The sequence below is a fragment of the Actinomycetospora sp. TBRC 11914 genome (assembly GCF_012933465.1).
Taxonomy (GTDB): domain Bacteria; phylum Actinomycetota; class Actinomycetes; order Mycobacteriales; family Pseudonocardiaceae; genus Actinomycetospora.
Map to the genome: position 1 here is coordinate 69,866 of NZ_JABBND010000005.1, position 17,117 is coordinate 86,982.

Annotated in this window: 13 protein-coding genes and 1 pseudogene; 2 read left to right on the plus strand and 12 right to left on the minus strand. The window is 65.5% G+C overall.

Annotated elements, in window-relative coordinates; translation table 11 throughout:
- Positions 1-163 precede the first annotated feature (163 nt).
- The 10 genes and pseudogenes from HH311_RS11115 to HH311_RS33695 form a co-directional block, all read right to left on the minus strand.
- On the minus strand, positions 164-463 hold the full coding sequence (locus tag HH311_RS11115) for a transposase (RefSeq protein WP_169183726.1): 300 nt from the start codon (positions 461-463) through the stop codon (positions 164-166).
- 422 nt (positions 464-885) lie between these two features.
- Positions 886-2,025 carry a glycosyltransferase family 4 protein gene (locus HH311_RS32585; RefSeq protein ID WP_169183727.1) on the minus strand — a complete coding sequence of 380 codons (1,140 nt, stop codon included), beginning with the start codon at positions 2,023-2,025 and terminating at the stop codon, positions 886-888.
- Positions 2,022-3,086 (minus strand): glycosyltransferase, encoded by a 1,065-nt coding sequence (locus HH311_RS11125; protein ID WP_169183728.1) that lies wholly within the window; start codon positions 3,084-3,086, stop codon positions 2,022-2,024. The genes HH311_RS32585 and HH311_RS11125 overlap by 4 nt, the downstream gene beginning before the upstream one ends.
- Positions 3,087-3,105: 19 nt before the next feature.
- Positions 3,106-4,155 (minus strand): O-antigen ligase family protein, encoded by a 1,050-nt coding sequence (locus HH311_RS33690; RefSeq protein ID WP_396027435.1) that lies wholly within the window; start codon positions 4,153-4,155, stop codon positions 3,106-3,108.
- Between the two features lie 244 nt (positions 4,156-4,399).
- Entirely contained in the window at positions 4,400-4,990 is a 591-nt protein-coding gene (locus tag HH311_RS11135) for a hypothetical protein (RefSeq protein WP_169183730.1), read from the minus strand.
- A 702-nt stretch (positions 4,991-5,692) separates the two neighbouring features.
- Positions 5,693-7,135 carry a polysaccharide biosynthesis tyrosine autokinase gene (locus HH311_RS11140; protein WP_169183731.1) on the minus strand — a complete coding sequence of 481 codons (1,443 nt, stop codon included), beginning with the start codon at positions 7,133-7,135 and terminating at the stop codon, positions 5,693-5,695.
- Positions 7,136-7,321: 186 nt separating this feature from the next.
- Entirely contained in the window at positions 7,322-8,737 is a 1,416-nt protein-coding gene (locus tag HH311_RS11145) for a sugar transferase (protein WP_312030080.1), read from the minus strand.
- Positions 8,738-9,494: 757 nt separating this feature from the next.
- Positions 9,495-10,253 carry a hypothetical protein gene (locus HH311_RS11150; protein ID WP_169183733.1) on the minus strand — a complete coding sequence of 253 codons (759 nt, stop codon included), beginning with the start codon at positions 10,251-10,253 and terminating at the stop codon, positions 9,495-9,497.
- Positions 10,253-11,896: an ATP-binding protein gene (locus HH311_RS11155; RefSeq protein WP_169183734.1), complete on the minus strand. Its 1,644-nt coding sequence runs from the start codon at positions 11,894-11,896 to the stop codon at positions 10,253-10,255. Before HH311_RS11155 ends, HH311_RS11150 begins: the two co-directional genes overlap by 1 nt.
- A 123-nt stretch (positions 11,897-12,019) precedes the next feature.
- Positions 12,020-12,430: pseudogene (locus HH311_RS33695) on the minus strand (BTAD domain-containing putative transcriptional regulator); the annotation flags it as partial.
- 918 nt (positions 12,431-13,348) lie between these two features.
- On the opposite strand from HH311_RS33695, the gene HH311_RS11165 reads away from it, so the two are divergent.
- The gene (locus HH311_RS11165; RefSeq protein ID WP_169183735.1) at positions 13,349-13,798 is read left to right on the plus strand and encodes a hypothetical protein; all 450 of its coding nucleotides are present in this window, start codon (positions 13,349-13,351) and stop codon (positions 13,796-13,798) included.
- 223 nt (positions 13,799-14,021) lie between these two features.
- On the opposite strand, the gene HH311_RS11170 is transcribed toward HH311_RS11165, so the two are convergent.
- Positions 14,022-14,285: a hypothetical protein gene (locus HH311_RS11170; protein WP_169183736.1), complete on the minus strand. Its 264-nt coding sequence runs from the start codon at positions 14,283-14,285 to the stop codon at positions 14,022-14,024.
- A gap of 764 nt (positions 14,286-15,049) precedes the next feature.
- Here HH311_RS11170 and HH311_RS11175 point away from each other — a divergent pair.
- Positions 15,050-15,331, plus strand: coding sequence for a hypothetical protein (locus HH311_RS11175; protein WP_169183737.1), 282 nt, complete (start codon positions 15,050-15,052; stop codon positions 15,329-15,331).
- Between the two features lie 154 nt (positions 15,332-15,485).
- Here HH311_RS11175 and HH311_RS11180 read toward each other — a convergent pair whose 3' ends face one another.
- The gene (locus HH311_RS11180; protein WP_169183738.1) at positions 15,486-17,018 is read right to left on the minus strand and encodes a serine/threonine-protein kinase; all 1,533 of its coding nucleotides are present in this window, start codon (positions 17,016-17,018) and stop codon (positions 15,486-15,488) included.
- Positions 17,019-17,117 lie beyond the last annotated feature (99 nt).

Below are 17,117 nucleotides of genomic sequence, written 5' to 3' on the forward strand. Positions count from 1 at the left end.
CGAAGCCCAGCCAAAGCAGCTTGACAAAGCGCGGCGTCATCAAGGCACGTTCCCAAACTTCGCATCACTGTGCGGGCCGGCTGGGCTGCGCAGGTCTGCGATCAGATGGCCTTGGCCGCGCCGACGTGCGGGGCGGCCGCGGACCTAGGCCAGGGCGTGTCTCTCAAGTAATGGTCAGCCAGACCAAGATCGCTCTTAGGACGACGCCGCCGCGGAAAATCAGGGCGTGCTTGTCGTAGCGGGTGGCCAGTGCGCGCCACTGCTTGATCTGGTTGAAGCCCCGCTCGACGACGTTGCGGTTCTTGTAGTCCGCGACGTCGAGAGCGACCGGTCGCCCGCCGCGTGACCCGCGGCGGGCCCGGTTGCGCCCCTGGTCGTCGGGCTCGGGGATGACCGCGGTGATGTCGCGGCGACGCAACATCGCCCGGATCGCCTTGCTCGAGTACGCCTTGTCGCCCCGCAACGCCGTGGGAGCTATAGTAGGCAACGTTGGGGTCGGGCAGGCTGCGCCGGGCGAACTGCCAGTGCTCGGGTTCGCCGTGGTGCTCGGGAATCGCGCCGACGCGCTGGCCGGGCCGGTCGTGGAGCTCGCAGCGATCTCGGCGAGTTGAGCCCGGCGTCGAAACGCTCAGCGCTCGGCGGTGGTGAATCGGGTGCATCGCCATCCACTGCTTGAGGGCGCGGTCGCGCAGGTGCGGCCCCAACTGCGTCGGTGATGGTAGGTGCGGCGGGTGCAGCGCTGAACTGTGGCCTCGGGCTCGACAATGGGACGGTAGACGGCGTCGTAAATTCTCGTGGCACAGCTGGCAGTTACGGCGGGCCCAGTAGCGGCGCCGCAGCGAGCGGCTGACCTGAGCCGGCGATTGGGCACCTCGCCCACCCTCATCACTCCACCGTCTGCGATCTGCGCAGATCCGCTGATCTGAACGTACCCAGTTCAGCCACGATCTTGTCCGCGATCAAATCCCATGAGAGCGATGTCTCAGCCGTCTTAGCTGCCCCCGAGGCGAGGTGTCGCCGCAGTTCCAGGTCGCGCGCGACCCTAGAAATGGCTTGAGCAAGCCCATGGTCGTCGCCGGCCTCTACAAGCAGGCCGTTCTCCCCGTCCTCGACCAGATCAGACAAGCCACCAACATTAGACGCGACGACAAAGCATCCCGAACCAAAGGCGGCCGCAAGAACGCCGCTCTGAGTCGCGGACGTGTAAGGCAGCACAACGCAATCAGCCATCTCTAACTCGGACATGAGGGATAGTGGGTCGATATATCTGTTGTGCACCGTCACCGACGGATATTCCGTAAACGCAGCTTCTAAACGGTCAAGCTCCGGGCCCGTACCCGCCACCACAAGTTCGTACTCTACTTCCGTCATTTCTGTGTGATCCAGAGCGCGACTAAGCGTCTCAAGCCCTTTGTACGACTCCATTCTACCGAATACAAGAAAACGAGCCACGCGTGGATGACGACCCGCTTCTCCCGGATTCGAATGAGAGGAATGTACTCGATCCGCCTGAAGGATTACTCCGTGGCGGGACACAATCAGCCTTTGATGCGCCACTGAATGATGCGATCGGTACAGATGCTCACAATACTCACCGTGTACGACAACAACGTCCGCCAGCTCCCTCAGCCAGATTGCCAAGCGTCGCGAGCGCTGGTCCTGTTTGTGATCCCTTCCTTCGTGCGGCACCGGATCGTGAACTGTGAGCACGATCGTGGCGAATAACTTGCAAAAAAGACCGGCCACGAAGTTGAATAATCTTCGCCGCGGACCGACTGCCTCTTGAAAATGAACAAACTCTGGCCAAACTCGAAGGATAGTTACGAGCAGCGCAAAGAGATCGAGTGGCGACTTGAACTTCATCAGGCGCACCGACGAACAATGTGTACTCGGAAATCGCCCCTCGAACTCGTCGTTAAACTGGCCGGCATCCGCAATCAGCAAGACCTCCGCCCTTCCCGCCAACGCCTCCGCGTAGTGAAACGCATACTCGGGAAAATGAGGGGCTACGACTACTACTCTCACGATCTCACCTGGTTATACACAGCGATGACTTCGTCGCGAAATCGGGCGAATTCACCTATCTCGCTGGAACGGGCCTTGCTATTATCGCCCCACGAAACGAACGATTGTTCTAGGACCGCCGCAACCAAGATTGCTGCAATTTCCTGGGGAGTCGCGTCTGGGGGATAAAGAATGCCGTTGCCACCCGAGATCACAGCGTCTCTGCAACTACCTATATCAGGAGCGACGACTCCGCGACCCGCCGATAGCGCCTCAAGTAATACCAGTGGAAGCCCTTCCCACCTGCTAGTAAGGAGAAGAACGTCTGATTCGCGCAACTTGACACCCACCTGATCTGACGCGCCAGACAACGAGAATCCGCGGATAGGCTGCATTTGCAAGCGATCTTCAAGCGAAGTGCGCAACTCACCGTCGCCCACCCACTCAGCATCGACAAAATGTTCTTCACGGTTGATGCACCGGATGGTTTCCAAGAAGCGCAAGGGGTCCTTTTGCTCAGTTAGCCTACCGATCCCCAGGATGCGCGGTCGCGCCCCCGTAGCACTTGGCGGTACTCCCACAGGGCCAGCCTCAGATGCATTTACCGCATTAAGCACCGTCGTAACCGAAGAAGGTTTGCGGCCGTAATCCTTAACCAACATCGAAGCCATCGCGGACCCGCAAGCGATGAGCCGAGTACCGCGGAAGGAGACCAGCCTCTTCATACGGCTTTCACCTCGGAACATATTGTGTACGTGCTCTACGACTTTAGCATCTGTGCCTACACTCGCTAATACCGCGAGGAGTGCGACACCACGCTGATGGCAATGCAGAACGTTCCATCTGTCATTCTTGATGATCTTCCGCAGTGTTAGCGTATACTGAATCTTACCCAATAGGGAAGTTCGCGGGGATGCTTCGTAACGCAGAACCTCCTTGGGTAACTCTCGCCATAATGGGCCGCCTGGATGTGCCAGCACGCCTGATCGCGCGACATTCCGCGTGAGGCTCGAGGCGAGGTTTACTACTACTCGCTCTACTCCACCAACCTCTAAGCCGTCAGTAATTTGGAGCACGCGCATCGTTCTCTGGCTAGTACTACTACTCAACGCAGGCCCCCCTGCCCGCTGCCCTCGATTTGCTAACAGCCCCCGAAGGCACACGGCACGCGTCCGCTTTCCCTGACATAGTCCTACTCATTGCTGGACAAACACCCGAAAGCTGGTAAGTCAGAAACAGAAAAAGCAAGCCGATCGGCGTGACGAATCGAGACTCGCTAAAGTTGCTTACTATCAAGACGATTATGGCCGCCAAAGGCCAATAGGTGTGCCCGGCAGCGCCGCGAACCGCCGTCCTAATTGAGCGAGTTACTGTTGATAATATGAGAATACATAACAAGAAGAGCCCTAGGCCGCCGATCTGGATGTAGACATCTAGATATCCCTCATGTGCCTGATATATTGAGAACTTTGTGATATTCCAGATCGTGTTTGTCAGAGGTAGATCGTCGTGCCATACGGCGTTCCAGCCATAACCCAATACGGGCGATTCGCCTGCCTCTTGCAAAACAGCATCCCAGATGATCTGTCTGCCGGTGAAGGTCAGATCCCGACCCAGGCTGCCAACCAACGTGTCTAAGGAAAGTAGTGCCCAAGCCAGGATCGCGCCCCCGAGCAGGGAGACGCCCGTCAATGCGATGTATCGTGTCGTGTTCTCAAACCGTTGAACACCGCGAACTGCAAGCCACACCATGATGAGTGCCACTGCAGCGAGTATTGAGGACTGTGACTGCGCGAAAAGCAGGCAGAGAATAGCCAGGCCCACGTCAAAGACTAATAGAAGCGGGGAGCGTTTCCGGGCAGAAGCGATGACAGTGCTCAACGCTAGCACCGATACGAAAGCGAGTAGGTTCCGGTGATCAAATACTCCCTTCAGTGTACCTGCTTCGTACGAGTCCGACGTGATTGCAATATCAGGACGAACGAATGCAAGCACTAGTGACGCAAGAAGGAGCAAGCGAAAGCCGACTCGGGCGGAGTACAGAGTCTCTTCAAACGAGAGGCTCTTCGCGATCGCGCGAGCAGCGAGCGCAAGAAGGAGGACTTGCACTGCTGATACCACGGTAGACAAGAGAAGAAGAGACCAGAACATACTCGACAACGCAAACGCCGCGAACAGGATGGATAGGTCTAACCCGGTCGATCGTGGCGCCAGAGTGTACCGAGGATGAACTAAAATAGCGATTAGCGCAATCAAGGGAATTACAACGTTATCCCCGGAGTAGGGCGCGACGGCCGTCGCACAGACTAGCCCGGTCGTCGTCCATTGCGCAAATTTCTCGCCCGGCGAAGTTTGAGGCGTAGACTCAGGCAACACCCTTCAGGTCCCTTCACCGTTACTCGACTACCTGAAAATTGGTGGATCTCCGCGCGCGTGCGACGGTCACGAATCCCAGGCCGAGCGCTCCGACAGCCTGTGCGCCGGCACCGCCCCAGATTGAGAACAACCAAGCACCAACCAGGACGAGAACGATCGTAATTGGTGCGATGACGGCCTTCGTGAAGACTTCGAAGCTTAGCTGGCCCACGGCTCGTAGGAAGGGTCCATACGCTGCACTCAACGAGCCTCCTACAAATGATAGTGCCGCGAGGGGCAGCAGGGGCCTAGACGTGATCCAATCATCGCTGAAGATGAGCGCCATAAATTGCGCCGGAACCGTAAAGGAAGCCGCAACCACGAATAGAGTCACGCCAACCATCCCACCAGCTGCCACCAATGCGATCTTTTTAGCTTGCGCCATATCGCCTTGCGACACTTGAACAACCATGAGCGGCTGAATCAGAGAGATCGTACCCATGATCGCGATTTGAACAGCCGCAAGGGGCAATTGTGCTACTCGCAGGGTACCGTAGGCTGCCGCGCCGCAGACCGCTGCGATCACGAGGCCCCCGGCCGGGCCAATCGCCTGGGTAAGTGTGAAATCCACCAAGCTCCTGCTACCGATACTCTTTGCCTCGCCCAACCACGATTTGGAGTCCTGAATGCGTGGAAGGAGGCCGGTTGACGATAACCCGAAGAGAGCGCCGATCCCCGCTGAAGCGCCCCACACAACGATTCCCGAGGCCGTCGTAAAGGAATGCATTTCCACAAGCACTCCAACGCCAGCGAATGTGCCGACAGTCCATAAAGCAGTGTTTACTAGCGCGTCCCTTACGTTTCCCCCGGCGTAGCAGACCCAACGGATGGAGTCTTGGCAGATGAGCATCGGCAGAACAACCGCAAGGGCCAAGATGGGGTCTCGGCCGTCAGGAGGTGCGAAGGACGCGACTATGAGCGCAACGACGCATAAGGCAACACCAGAGGTAACGCTACAACCGAGGACAGACCTAGCTGCCTGGTGACGGTATTCAGGGCTCGCTGCACTGTATTTCAGAGTGTAGGCATCGACCAGCAGGACACGGTTACAACCCGTCACTAGAATTCCGACTGTGAGATAGGTAGCGAGATAACCGAACGCAACGGGCGGCAGGAGATGTGCCCCTAAAACCGTGAGCACGGCGTTTCCGAGGCTGGATACGCCAGCATCGGTCAAGCTACCTAGTGCCTTCAGCCGATACTTCATGACAGGAGTAGAGGCGTCGTCGACGCGCTCGCGGTGCTGTGAAATGAGCTCTTCACTGCTGGATCGCTATCGAGGTCTCGGCGTAGGCCTGCTCATCTCGCCATGGCCGGAGCCATTGCTCGCTCGATGTATCGCAGTAAAGGGAGCTCCCGAGGATTCAGGCTTTTCACTGCGATAGGCGTCGTATGCACGCCCTTCTGCCGCTGGCTCAGGTACTGCAGTGAGAATCGTGCCCAGTATTGGCGCTCCACTGGCCCTCAGGTTCTCGACTGCCGCCGAGAGCTGATCCCGAGTTGTCTTATTGGAACGCGCAATCACGACGACGCCGTCGGTCAGGGGCGCTAAGGCGGAAGCATCACTCACCGCGAGAAGTGGCGGGGCGTCGAAGAGGATCTGATCGTACCTCCCAGACAACTCTCGAATTACGCTTGCCATATTTTGAGAAGCAAGCAATTCACTCGGATTCGGCGGTATCGGCCCGCTACTCAAGAGGTCAAGGTTTGGCCGCGCAGCTTGGATCACATGGTCCAGAGTCGCTCGGCCGCTTATGACGCTGGTCAAACCAGCTGCATTCTCAAGGCCAAAAATGCTGGTAAGCCGGGGACGTCTGAGGTCGGACTCAACTAAGAGGACTCGAAGCCCACCCATCGCCATGGCAAGGCCGAGGTTTGCAACGGTAGTTGTTTTGCCCTCGGCCGGCATGGGACTTGAGAACATGAAGGTCTTGGGTGAGCGATCGACATCTATGTACTGTAGATTTGTACGAAGCTGCCTAACGTACTCGCCAGACCGTGAGCCTTCGGCTATCACGAAAAGTGGGTGATCCACTACGGAAGGGTCCCAGAGAGTCGCGCCCAAGTTGGGCGCTCCTGCGAGTACGCTGAGCTGGTTAGTGCTCTTGATTCTGGTATCTAGCTTGTCCCGCACGAGCCCACACGCGATCCCCACGACAAGTCCGCCCAGAAGCGCGAGACCAAGAATCGTCAACATGCCGGTGGACGACGCAACGACCGGGACGTCTGCCGGCTGCACAACCCGCACCGTCACTGCCTGCCGCGCATTGGGTTGGATCGGCCGCTCGATTTCGTCTACTAGGCCAACGAAGACCGTGTCGAGCGTGTTTGCGATCCGCGCGGCTTGTGCTGGTGAACTGTCGATGACCTTCACCTGTATTACGACCGAGCTTAGCGAGTTCGATGCGCTTACCTTCTTGGCGAGTTGCTCAGGGCTTGTATCGAGGTGCAGTCGCTGAATTACATCGTCAAGAACTCTTCTACTAGTAGCGAGCTCGATATATGAGCTCACTCTCTGCTGTGATAGCTGCGCACCCTCGAATGCAGAGCTAGGATCGTCGGCGACCTGCGAAGAGACATAGAGCGTACTGGTGGCGGTGTATTCGGGACCCCTTATAGCCCACGCCACGCCGGTCGCCAGCACGACCACAGCGGTAACCGCCAGAATCAGGCGCCACCGTTCGCGGAGCACTCTGAGGTAGTCCTGAATGGTCATTCTCTACCCTTCCCGGCTACCCGTAACTGAGCTTACCGGTTGGAGCGACGCACAAGATCGCACGAAACTGGAGTAAATCACTACGCGCGCGCCCCCCCGGGTTGGCGTGTCCGACCGTATCGCAGGCCTCGTTTCCGCCATTACCCGGTCGGAGCGGATTCGAACCCAAGGCACCTGTAGTCACTCTCAGTACGCGCCGCGGGCGAGGAGCACGGCCCCGAGGGTCTTGCAGAGGATGTTCACGTCCAGCGCCGGCGACCAGTTCTCGACGTAGCGGAGGTCCAGCCGGACCGACTCGTCCCAGGAGAGGTCGGAGCGGCCGCTGACCTGCCAGAGGCCGGTCATCCCGGGCCGGACGAGAAGCTTGCGGCGTGCGTCGTCAGCGTAGGTTGCGACCTCACAGGCGAGTGGCGGCCGGGGACCCACCAGGGACATCGAGCCGCCGAGCACGTTGAACAGCTGCGGGAGCTCGTCGAGCGAGAGACGACGCAGCGTCGTGCCGATCTTGGTGACCCGCGGGTCCGTCTTCATCTTGAACAGCGGGCCGGCCGCCTCGTTGGTCGCCGCGAGCGAGGCCACCATCTGGTCGGCGTTCACGACCATCGAGCGGAACTTGACCATCCGGAAGGTCGACCCGTTGAGGCCGACGCGCTCCTGGCGGTAGAAGACCGGGCCGCCGTCGCGCTTGATGAGCACCGCCAGCGTCAGGAAGACCGGTGCGAGGACGAAGAGCAGAGCCGCGGCGCCGAGGCGGTCGACGCCGGCCTTGACCGCGCGGGTGACGCCGTCGAAGCGAGGCTCGGTGAGGCGCAGCATCGGGATGCCGTCGACGGGGGCGACGTGCAGCCGCGGGCCGCCGATCTCCATGAGGCCCGGGTCGACCACGAGGTCCACCCCCGTGCCCTCGAGGGCCCAGGCCAGGGACTGGAGCCGGCGGGATGACCAGCCCGGCGTGGGGGACACTGCGACGACGTCGATGCCGAGCTCCGCGACGTGGTGGGCGACCTCGTCGAGGTCGCCGACCACCGGGACGCCATCGAGGTCGGCGTGACCGTCGACCGGGCCGGTCGAGGTGCAGGCGGCGGTCACGGACCAGCCGTGGTGCGGCACGCGGCGAGTGCGGGCGACGAGGTCGGCGACGCCGTCCTCACTGCCGATCACGAGCACCGAGGCCATGCAGACGTTCTCGCGGCGCGCGGCGTGCAGCACGCGGCGGATCAGGTAGCGCCCGATGAGGACGCCGGCGCCCATGGCCGGGACGACCCCGACCACCCAGGGCCGCAGCCCTTCGGCCTTGAAGAGGTAGCCGATGAGGGCGAGGACGAGGCTCGCGCCGAGGAAGGCGCGGACGAGGCGGTTGAACTCCTCGGCGCCCTGGCCGATCACCTGGCTGTCCCAGGAGCGCATCGCGCCCATCAGCGTCAGGGCGACGACTGCACCGATACAGCTGTACTCGGCGGCGGCGGCGAGGTCCCAGTCGCGGGTCCCGACACCGAGGGCGGTGGCGACCGCGCAGACCCCGAACAAGATGCCGAGGTCGGCAGCCACGACCGCGCGGCCCAGCAGGGCGCGCCACGTGCTGGTGCGGAACGGACGTCCCACCGGCCCGTCCTGCGATGACCGCGGAGCGGGAACAATGACGTCCCGCCTTCCCCCCACGGTCCTGATGTCCGTGCTCACGTCGAGTGACCCCCCATAGTCACGGAAGGCGACCGGAGGAAGCAGCGTCGGGGGCGCTCTGGTGGACCCCCGCCGCGCCATCCAGACCATCTCGCCCTGGTGTGCGCTTGACCCGGCTATCGCGCTCCATGGCCAGGTCCGTTACTCGCTCCGTACACAGTTTTGGGCGTGTCGCGGCGACACGCCGAGAAACTCTGACGGAGAAGCGAGGTGATGTCCCCCGGACGGGTTCATCACAGTTCGGACGATGGCCACTGAGCGTTGCGTCCCCCGACGGCGGGGACTCTGAGCCGCCTGTCTTTTCGTTGACCTTTCAGCCCGGTCCCCGTCACCTGGGCGGGCCGACGGCGGCGACTGAAAGATGGCTGAAGGTGTGGCGCGAGTCACTACCATTCGTGACCGACACGGCCTCGCCAGGCAGCCGCGCACCGTCCATGTCGCGGGTCGTGCGCGCCCTCGTGTCAGCGGCCGTGGCGGTCGGCGCCCTCGCCGTCGTCGAGAAGGTCGCGGTCGCACGGGGGCTCGACGAGCTCGTCGCGGCCTCGCCCGCCGGGGACGTGTGGTGGCGAATCGCCGTCGCTGCCCACGTCGCCAGGCTCGCCCTGCTCGTGCCGGCGGTACCGGCCGCCGTCGTGGCCCTGGCGAGAGGTGGTCGACGTGCCCTGTCCCTTCAGCGAACTCAGCGGCGGAGGCCGAGCGGCAGGGATGCCGCCGGATCCTCGAGGGCCGAGACGCACTGACGGGCGATCGCCCCCCATGGCGGCCAGCCGGCGCGGTCGGCGAACGCGACCGCCGCCCGCAGGTCCCGCCGCGCTGCCTCGACGTCGTCGAGCGTCCACACCGCTAGCCCGGTCCACAGCGTGACGGGACCGAGCACCGCCCCGCCGAAGCCGACCAGGATGGCCGCGTCGGGATCGGGCGGAAGGATCTCCCGGACGCGCGCTGCCACGCCGGCCTCGCGGAGGGCGAACGCGGCCGCGGCGGCCATCGCCGTCGCGCCCCGCGCGAACCACATCCCCGGCCGGGCGGCGCGTCGGGAGTACTCGGCGAGGTGCGCCCGCGCGCCGTCGTGGCGGCCGGCGGCGGCCTCCGCGAGCGCGGCCGCAGCCGCCCAGGCCGCCGTGTTGGACGACTCCGCGGAGGCGTGCGCGGCCAGGGGCCCGACCTCGGCGATGCGCCCGAGCAGCAGGTGCCGCACGAGCAGGTGGGCCCCGGCCGCGAGCTGCGCGCTCGGGAGGCCGAGCGTGGCGCCGCGTGCGGCGGCGCCCTTGGCAGCGTCGTCGGCACCCGGATCGCCCTCGGCGAGGAGCATGGCCGCCTCGGTGACCTGCGCGGCCCAGATCGAGCGCGGGCGGAACCAGCGCTCGGCCGTCGTCTCGAGCTCCTCCCGCAGCGCGTGGGCACGGGCGGAGTGACCGACGGCGAGCTCGCAGGTCATCAGGACCTCGGTGGGGTCGAGCAGCAGCGTCGGGTCGCCGGTGGCCCTGGCCAGCCGATGGGCGTCGGTCGCGACGGCGAGCCGGTCGAGCGCGGAGTGGGCGACGTCGGCCAGCCCGCGGGCCTCCAGCGTCCGGACCCGGGCCTGCGTGTCCGGGTCGTCTTGAGCGATATCGTCCGCCAGGGCCCGTGCCTCGGCCAGGAGATCGTGGGCGTCGTCCTGGGCCGTCGCCTCGGCCTCGCGGATGGTCGCCGCCAGTAGATCGAGTCGACGTCGAGGCTCGAGCGGCTGGTCGAGCAGGCTGCGAGGCGGGCGAGGCGTCGGAGGTCGCCCTGGAGGGAGAGGCCGAGCGGCTCGTCGCCGATCGCGACCAGCACCGCGAGGTCGAAGTCGCCGGCAGTCACCGCGGCGGCGAGGGCGTCGTCGAGCGCGTCGTCCGGGTGGTCGGTGCCACCGGTGGCTTCGAGGCACAGGGCGCGGTGGGCGAGGAGCCGTGGCCGGTCAGCCGATGGCGCGGCCGGGAGGGCGGACTCGAACAGCGCCAGCGCCTCGGGCAACGCCCGGCGTCGATACGACTCGATGCCGGCGGCGACCCGCGCCCTCGCGAGCTGCTCCGATGGCACCAGCGTCGCGGCACCCTCGGTGTGGCGCAGGACGGTGAAGACGTCCGCGGTCTCGTCGAGGCGCTCGAGCCGGGCGAGGTGGAGGTGGGCGGCACGGACCGGGGGCACGCCGGCCCGGAGGCCGTCGGCGTCCAGGTCGTGGCGCAGCGCATAGGCGTTGTCGGTGCCGGTGACGAGGCCCGCGCGGGCGGCGACGTCGAGGTCGTCGGCGATGTCGAGGGGGCGGCGATCGAGCACCGTCGCGAGGCCGACGAGGTCGATCGGACGGAGGACGGCGAGTGCCTCGACGGCTCGCCCGGTCGCGGCCGGGAGCTGGGCGGCCTGGTGCTCGACGACCGCCCGGACCTGGTCGGGCACGTGGGTGATCGCCCGCGCCGCTTCGTCGCGGGTGCTGCAGCGGGAGAGCAGGTCGAGGAGGGCGGTCACGTGCAGCGCGAGGCCGCCGGAGCGTTCGGCGACCGCGCCGGCGAGGGAATCGTCGGGGTCGAGCGCGGCGAGGCGTCGGCGGACGAGGGTCGCGACCGCGTCCGCGGCGAGCGGGCCGACGGGGTGGGCGGTGACGGCGTCGTGGACGCCGAGATCGGCGACGGCGTGATCCCAGTGCGGGTGCTCGACGGCGTCTGGGGTCCGGGCCGCGACCACGACGACCACGCCAGCCGACAGTCCGCGACGCGCGAGCGCACGCAGCACGTCGAGGGAGGCGGTGTCGGCGCGGTGCGCGTCGTCGAGGGCGATCAGCAGGGGCGCGTCGGCGGCCCGCGCGGCGAGCTGGTCGTGGACCCAGGGGCCGAGGTCGCGGTCGGGGGCCTCGGTGGCGACGTCGAGGTCGGCGATCACCTCGTGCCAGGGCGCGGCGGGTGCGTCGTTCTCGCCCCAGGCGCTCGCGGCGGTGGTCGCCCCGCTGGCGCGGGCAGTCGCGAGGACGGCGCGGAGGACGGTCGACTTCCCGGCACCTGCGCGCCCGTGGAGGACGATCAGCCGACCATCGTCGTGAAGGGCGTCGAGGATGGAGGTGGCCAAGTCCTCACGGCCGACGATCTGGGGCTCGGGAAGCTCCGTCGTGTGCCGTCGGCGCCTGGCGAGGGTGCTGTACAGGGATCGCAGTGGCGGCCCGGGTTCGACGTCGAGCTCGTCGCGCAGTCGGCGGCGCACCTCCAGGTAGGTCTCGACGGCGTCCCGGTGCCGGCCGCCGTCGCGCAGGGCGCGGATGAGCAGCACGGCCAGCTCCTCGTCGAGACGGTCCTCGCCGGTGAGGAGGTCGACGACCTCGCCGGGTCGCCGGTGCTCGAGCAGCAGCTCGGCGTGGCGGACGGTGAGGGTGCGTCGGCGCTGCTCGGCGTTGCGACGGGCGTCGGTAAGCCGGTCCGAGTCGAGGCCGGGGATTGGCGTGCCGCGCCAGGGCTCCTGGGCCTCGTCGTACGTGTCGAGGTCGTCGCTGCGCAGCGCGGCGTCAGCGAGGTGGTGGAAGCGGAGGAGGTCGACGGCGTCCTTGGCGAGGTGCAGCGTGTACAGGCCGCCTCCGGCCGTGATCCGGGGTTCGGCACGCTCCCCCAGTCAGGTGCGGAGGCGGGGCAGGGCGATCTGCAGGGCACCTCTGGGGTTCTTGGGAGGTTCTCGCCCCAGGCCTCGTCGATGAGCAGGTCGCCGTCGACGGGCTGGCAGGCGTTCATGGCCAGCATACCGAGGATCGCGCCGTGGTTCCGGCTACGACGGAGCTCCGCCACCCGGTCCCGCTCCACCGCCACCGCGCCGAGCAGGCGGATCTGAACGTCGCTCATCGTTTCCTCAGCGGCGTCACCGCGGGTGTGCGCCTGAATGGAAGCGTACGTCCGATCGGGGATGCCTTCTGCGTCCATCAGCAGGAAAAACGCTGCTTCTGTCGCCGGGAGACGCCGTCGACAGCTTTCTGAAAGGCGCCCGTGCTGCCCTGAGATGCGGCCGGTCACCTCTGTGCACGGGCGCGGGATCAGGTCGGGTTCGCCGGGGGCGTCATGGCATCGTCGGGTGGGTGGCACTGGGCGCGGTGGCCACGTGGGTTGCAGCGCCATGGGTGTCGATGGCGGGTCGGGGCACGGTGGACAGGCGGATCGTGTCGAGCTGGCGGCGTGAGCGTGGGGTTCCCGTGCCGCGGCGAGCCCCGGACGACGACGCCGCGGATTCCCGGTGCGCCCAAAAAACGGCATTGAGACTAGAAGAGCCCAAGTTGCGGGAGTCGAACGAATAACCCGTCTAGCGTTTATCGGTAACTTTCGATCGAGCCGATGATGACCCGCTGCGCGTCTTGGGGGAGCCACGGCGGGGATCGCCGACGTCATCGAGGAGTTCGCCGCTGGCGTCGTCCGCCCGACGGTGTGGACAACGCTGTCTGCGAGGGCCTAAGTTCGACTTCGGCCACTGGGGGACGTGCTCTCCGCTCGGATGGAGGCACTGCTTCCTGAGTCCACGCTCCCGGGCCGCTGTGCGATCATCACCGTGGCCATCGAGCTCGCGGACGATCCGCGGTATCGGCCGATCGTCGAACGTCTCCCCGACGCGCCGCCCGATGTCGCCGAGGCCTACAGCATCACCATCTCCTCCAGTGGCGAGAAGCTGGAGTCGGGAGCGCTCGCCTGCTGGTTCGACACCCTCGCGGCACGACCGTTGTGGGAGCACGAGGCGGATCGCCTCCTCTCGCTGCGTACCGCCACCATCCTGGCTCACCGTCGTGACCATGCGATCTCGCACCTCATGAAGCCAGGCCGTGGTCCTCCGGTCTACTGGTCGTGGGCAGCCGCCGCGGTGATGCGTGCGATCGAGCGCGTCCCTGCCATCGAAGCCGCCTGGCTGCAATGGAATCGCGACGACCGGTTCACGAAGCGACTCGATCGCCGTTCGCCGTTCACCCTGGAAACGGGACGAAAAGCGACCTCACAGGCGCGCTGAACTAGTGTCTCGAGGCCGGCGTCCTCAACGAGTCCGATGAATTGGTGCAGGCCGGGTCTTCGCCATGAGGCTGTGACGAGCGCGGTCCACCCGCGGAACTCCCTGACCCGGCGGCCGAGGCCAACCTCTCGCTACTGGTCGCGTCGCCCTACCCGCTCGACACGGGGAGCGGTCCCGTCCCGAGGGAGGCCGACCACCGCGGGACGGAACAGTCGCCCGTCGGCTAGTAGGGGCGCCACGTGACCGTGGCCTTGACCGCCTTGAACGTGCAGTTCCCGCTGATCGTGAGGTCTCCGCCCGCCGGCACGAGCTCCCAGCGCCCCACCGTGGTGTGGTTGGAGTCGCTGCCAGGGATGTCGCAGTCCGTCGTCAGGCGCGCCCAGTACGCCTGGCTGTTGGTGCTCTTGCAGTTGGCCCAGGTCGCAGTGTTTGCCTTGTGCGCGGTACAGACCTTCGGGGCAGCCGCGAGGGCAGTCGGAGCTGCCATGAGCGTCGCGGCGCTCATCGCGCCCGTGACAGCGGCCGCCACCGCCACACGCCCGAGCAGGTGAGTCGCAGACTTCTTCATCGTTCATCCCTCCTGAATCTCCCCGCCACCGGGGATCCTGTGATTCCGACTTGTCGTGAACTGACTTAGCGAGACGAGGAATTCGCTCTCGGTGACCGACGTCCGTGAACAGACGCCGCGGGTAACAGCGGGGATCACCGCAGCGACGTCAAGGCGTGTCCGGCCTGCCTTCGACGCCAAATGCTCTCTGGATGTGCCCCGACCTCGGCATCTCGACGTACTCGAGCCTCAGCCCCACCGAGACCCGCCGATGGGCTCGCGATGACTTCGCAGACGCGAGCATGAGCAGGCGCGGCGTGTCCCTCCACGTCGTGAACGGCGGATGGACGATCACCAACCACTCGGCGACGATGCGCAATGCTTACCTGTTCGACGTCCGCTACGGACGTCGGGCTGTCCCCCCGATGGGCTCGCTCCGACCTCGACGGTTGTCGTCGTGGCTCTTGCTTCCCAGCAGCTGTGGACCAGCACAGCCCTACGTCATCGCGATGCGCGTGGGCGCTCCTCCTTCGGCACCGGCGCCACGAGGCCCCATCCCTGACGAGGCCTGGGACGAGCAGACCTCGAACGCCGGTGAGCCGACCGGGACCCTTCTCCGGGAGGGGCTCCTGAGATGCCGAGACATCCTGGCCGAGCCGACCGCGCGCGACCTTCTCGCCATCTACGCGAGATCCTGGTTTGCGGTGACCACCGAGCCCCCGGCGATCGCGACCCACCGGCAGGTGGCCTCCTGCCGGCCCGAGGACGCGAGCCGCGGCGAGCGACTCCTGTCCCACCTTCGCCGGGCGCTGTGGGGCGCATCCGCTGGCCAATCTCCCGAACTCCTGATCGAACTGCTGATCCGGCACGGGGTCCTGACCTACGACGACGTCCGCACGGCCCGCCACGACCCAGCGTGTGGACACGCCCCCGCGGGGCTCGACCCCTCCGTCGCCGTCCGCCGTTCCGGCTCGGTACGCGCCTGACCATCGTCTCCTCCCCCAGCCGTCGAGCCAGCCGGCTCGTCGTTCGCTTACGGGAGAAGACGCTAGATCGACTTCACTCCAGCCCGTCAGAACTCGCGGGGGGGCCCGCACGCTGCTTGCTTTCCGCGGAGTGTTCCACTAGGAACCTCGCCCCTCATCGGTAGACGCGGATCCCGTCGAGCAGAAGTCTCCAACGCTCGCCAGGGGTGGCATAGGCGTTGATGCGGAACGACACCAGGGGCTCAGTCACCACCGCCCGAGCCATCACCGTCCCACGGACGGAGAACGTGAGCTCGGACCCGACGTGAACGATCGACACGGCCACTCGGTCTGCCGGCGCCAGACGCTCGAACGGCCGTGTAGGGGGCGGCGGCACGTAGTCGTCGTAGGTCGAGCACGTCGGTCGTGTGCAGATGAGCGCACCCATCACGGCGGTCGGCTCGCCGGGGCTCGGGCCGTAGATGAAACGGTGCGTCCGGCCACCTTGCTCCGTGACGATCACGGAACCACCGCCGGGACCAGGATAGTCGGCGGACGACACACCGACCTGGAAATCTAGCTCACGGAACTCGTTCTGCGACCGCGGCACCAAATCCGTGTCGACCGTCTCCGCGGAGTTCGTTGTCCCGATCAGATTGAGTACTCGATCGCCCGGAGCGATGTGCTCCGGTTGCATCGGCGGCAGCCACTTCGAGGGATCGAGCCGGTTACCGTCGAAGTCATCGCGCAGGTACGGCTGGTCCGTCTCGGATGGCGCTCGCTCCGAAGCCACCGGAGACCCACTCGAGAACCAACCGGTCAGCGCAGCACCACCGACGGCGGCTCCACCCAACAGCGTCACGGCCACCACGGCAGCGACGCTTGCGCGGCGCCGCCCGCGACGGAAGATCACGCGTCGGAACGTCCTTCTCGGCGGTCGGCGTGGCGACGGTTCCGACGTCTCCAGCGGAGGTGTCTCGACGGTGACCGGGAGATCGAGCGCCCGCTGGAGGTCACGCAGCGTCTCCGCCACCTCGCCGCACGAGCGCGGGCGTAGCTCGGGATCGGCGGCGATCATGCGTCCGATCAGCTCTTCAGCCGGACTCGGTGTGTCCGTCGCGAGAGCGGCCAAAGTGAGGCCCAGGGAGTAGACCTCGCTCCGGACCGTGTACCTGCCCGTCTCGACGATCTCCGGGGCGGCATAGCTCCGGGTTGCCAGACCGGTTGTGATGCTGGTGGTTTCCTCGTGAAGACGCCCGGCGACGTGGAGATCGGCGAGGACGGGCTCCCCGAAATCATCGATCAGAATGTTCGCGGGTTTCACGTCGCGATGAAGCACACCTCGGCCGTGCAGGAGGTCCAGAAGGTCCGCGACCCGCGCTCCGACGTGCAGCATCGTCTCGATCGGCTGCTCGCCGACCTCCGCGAGACTCCCTCTCGCGAAGAACGGCATGGCCACCCACAGGCGACCGTCGCTGAGCTGGCCCTCCGAGAGCACCTCGATGAGATTCGGGTGGCGATACCGGGACGCCACAGCGTTGCCGTCCGTGAAGAGGTCGCGCTCGTCGGCGCCGACGGTAGCCCGCAGCACCTTCACCACGACGAGATCGCGGCCGAAGCGGCTGCCGTCTACCAGGTACAGATCACTCGACGGCGTTCCTGCGAGAATCCGAACGGAATCGAACTCCCTCTCCACGCTCTCATCCATGACGCTCACGACATGCCGGGGCGATCCGCCCCGGCCTCCACGCGGCGAGCCAACGCCGTTCTCGGGTGCGACTCCTTCTCGCGGCGCCATGGCGGGTTG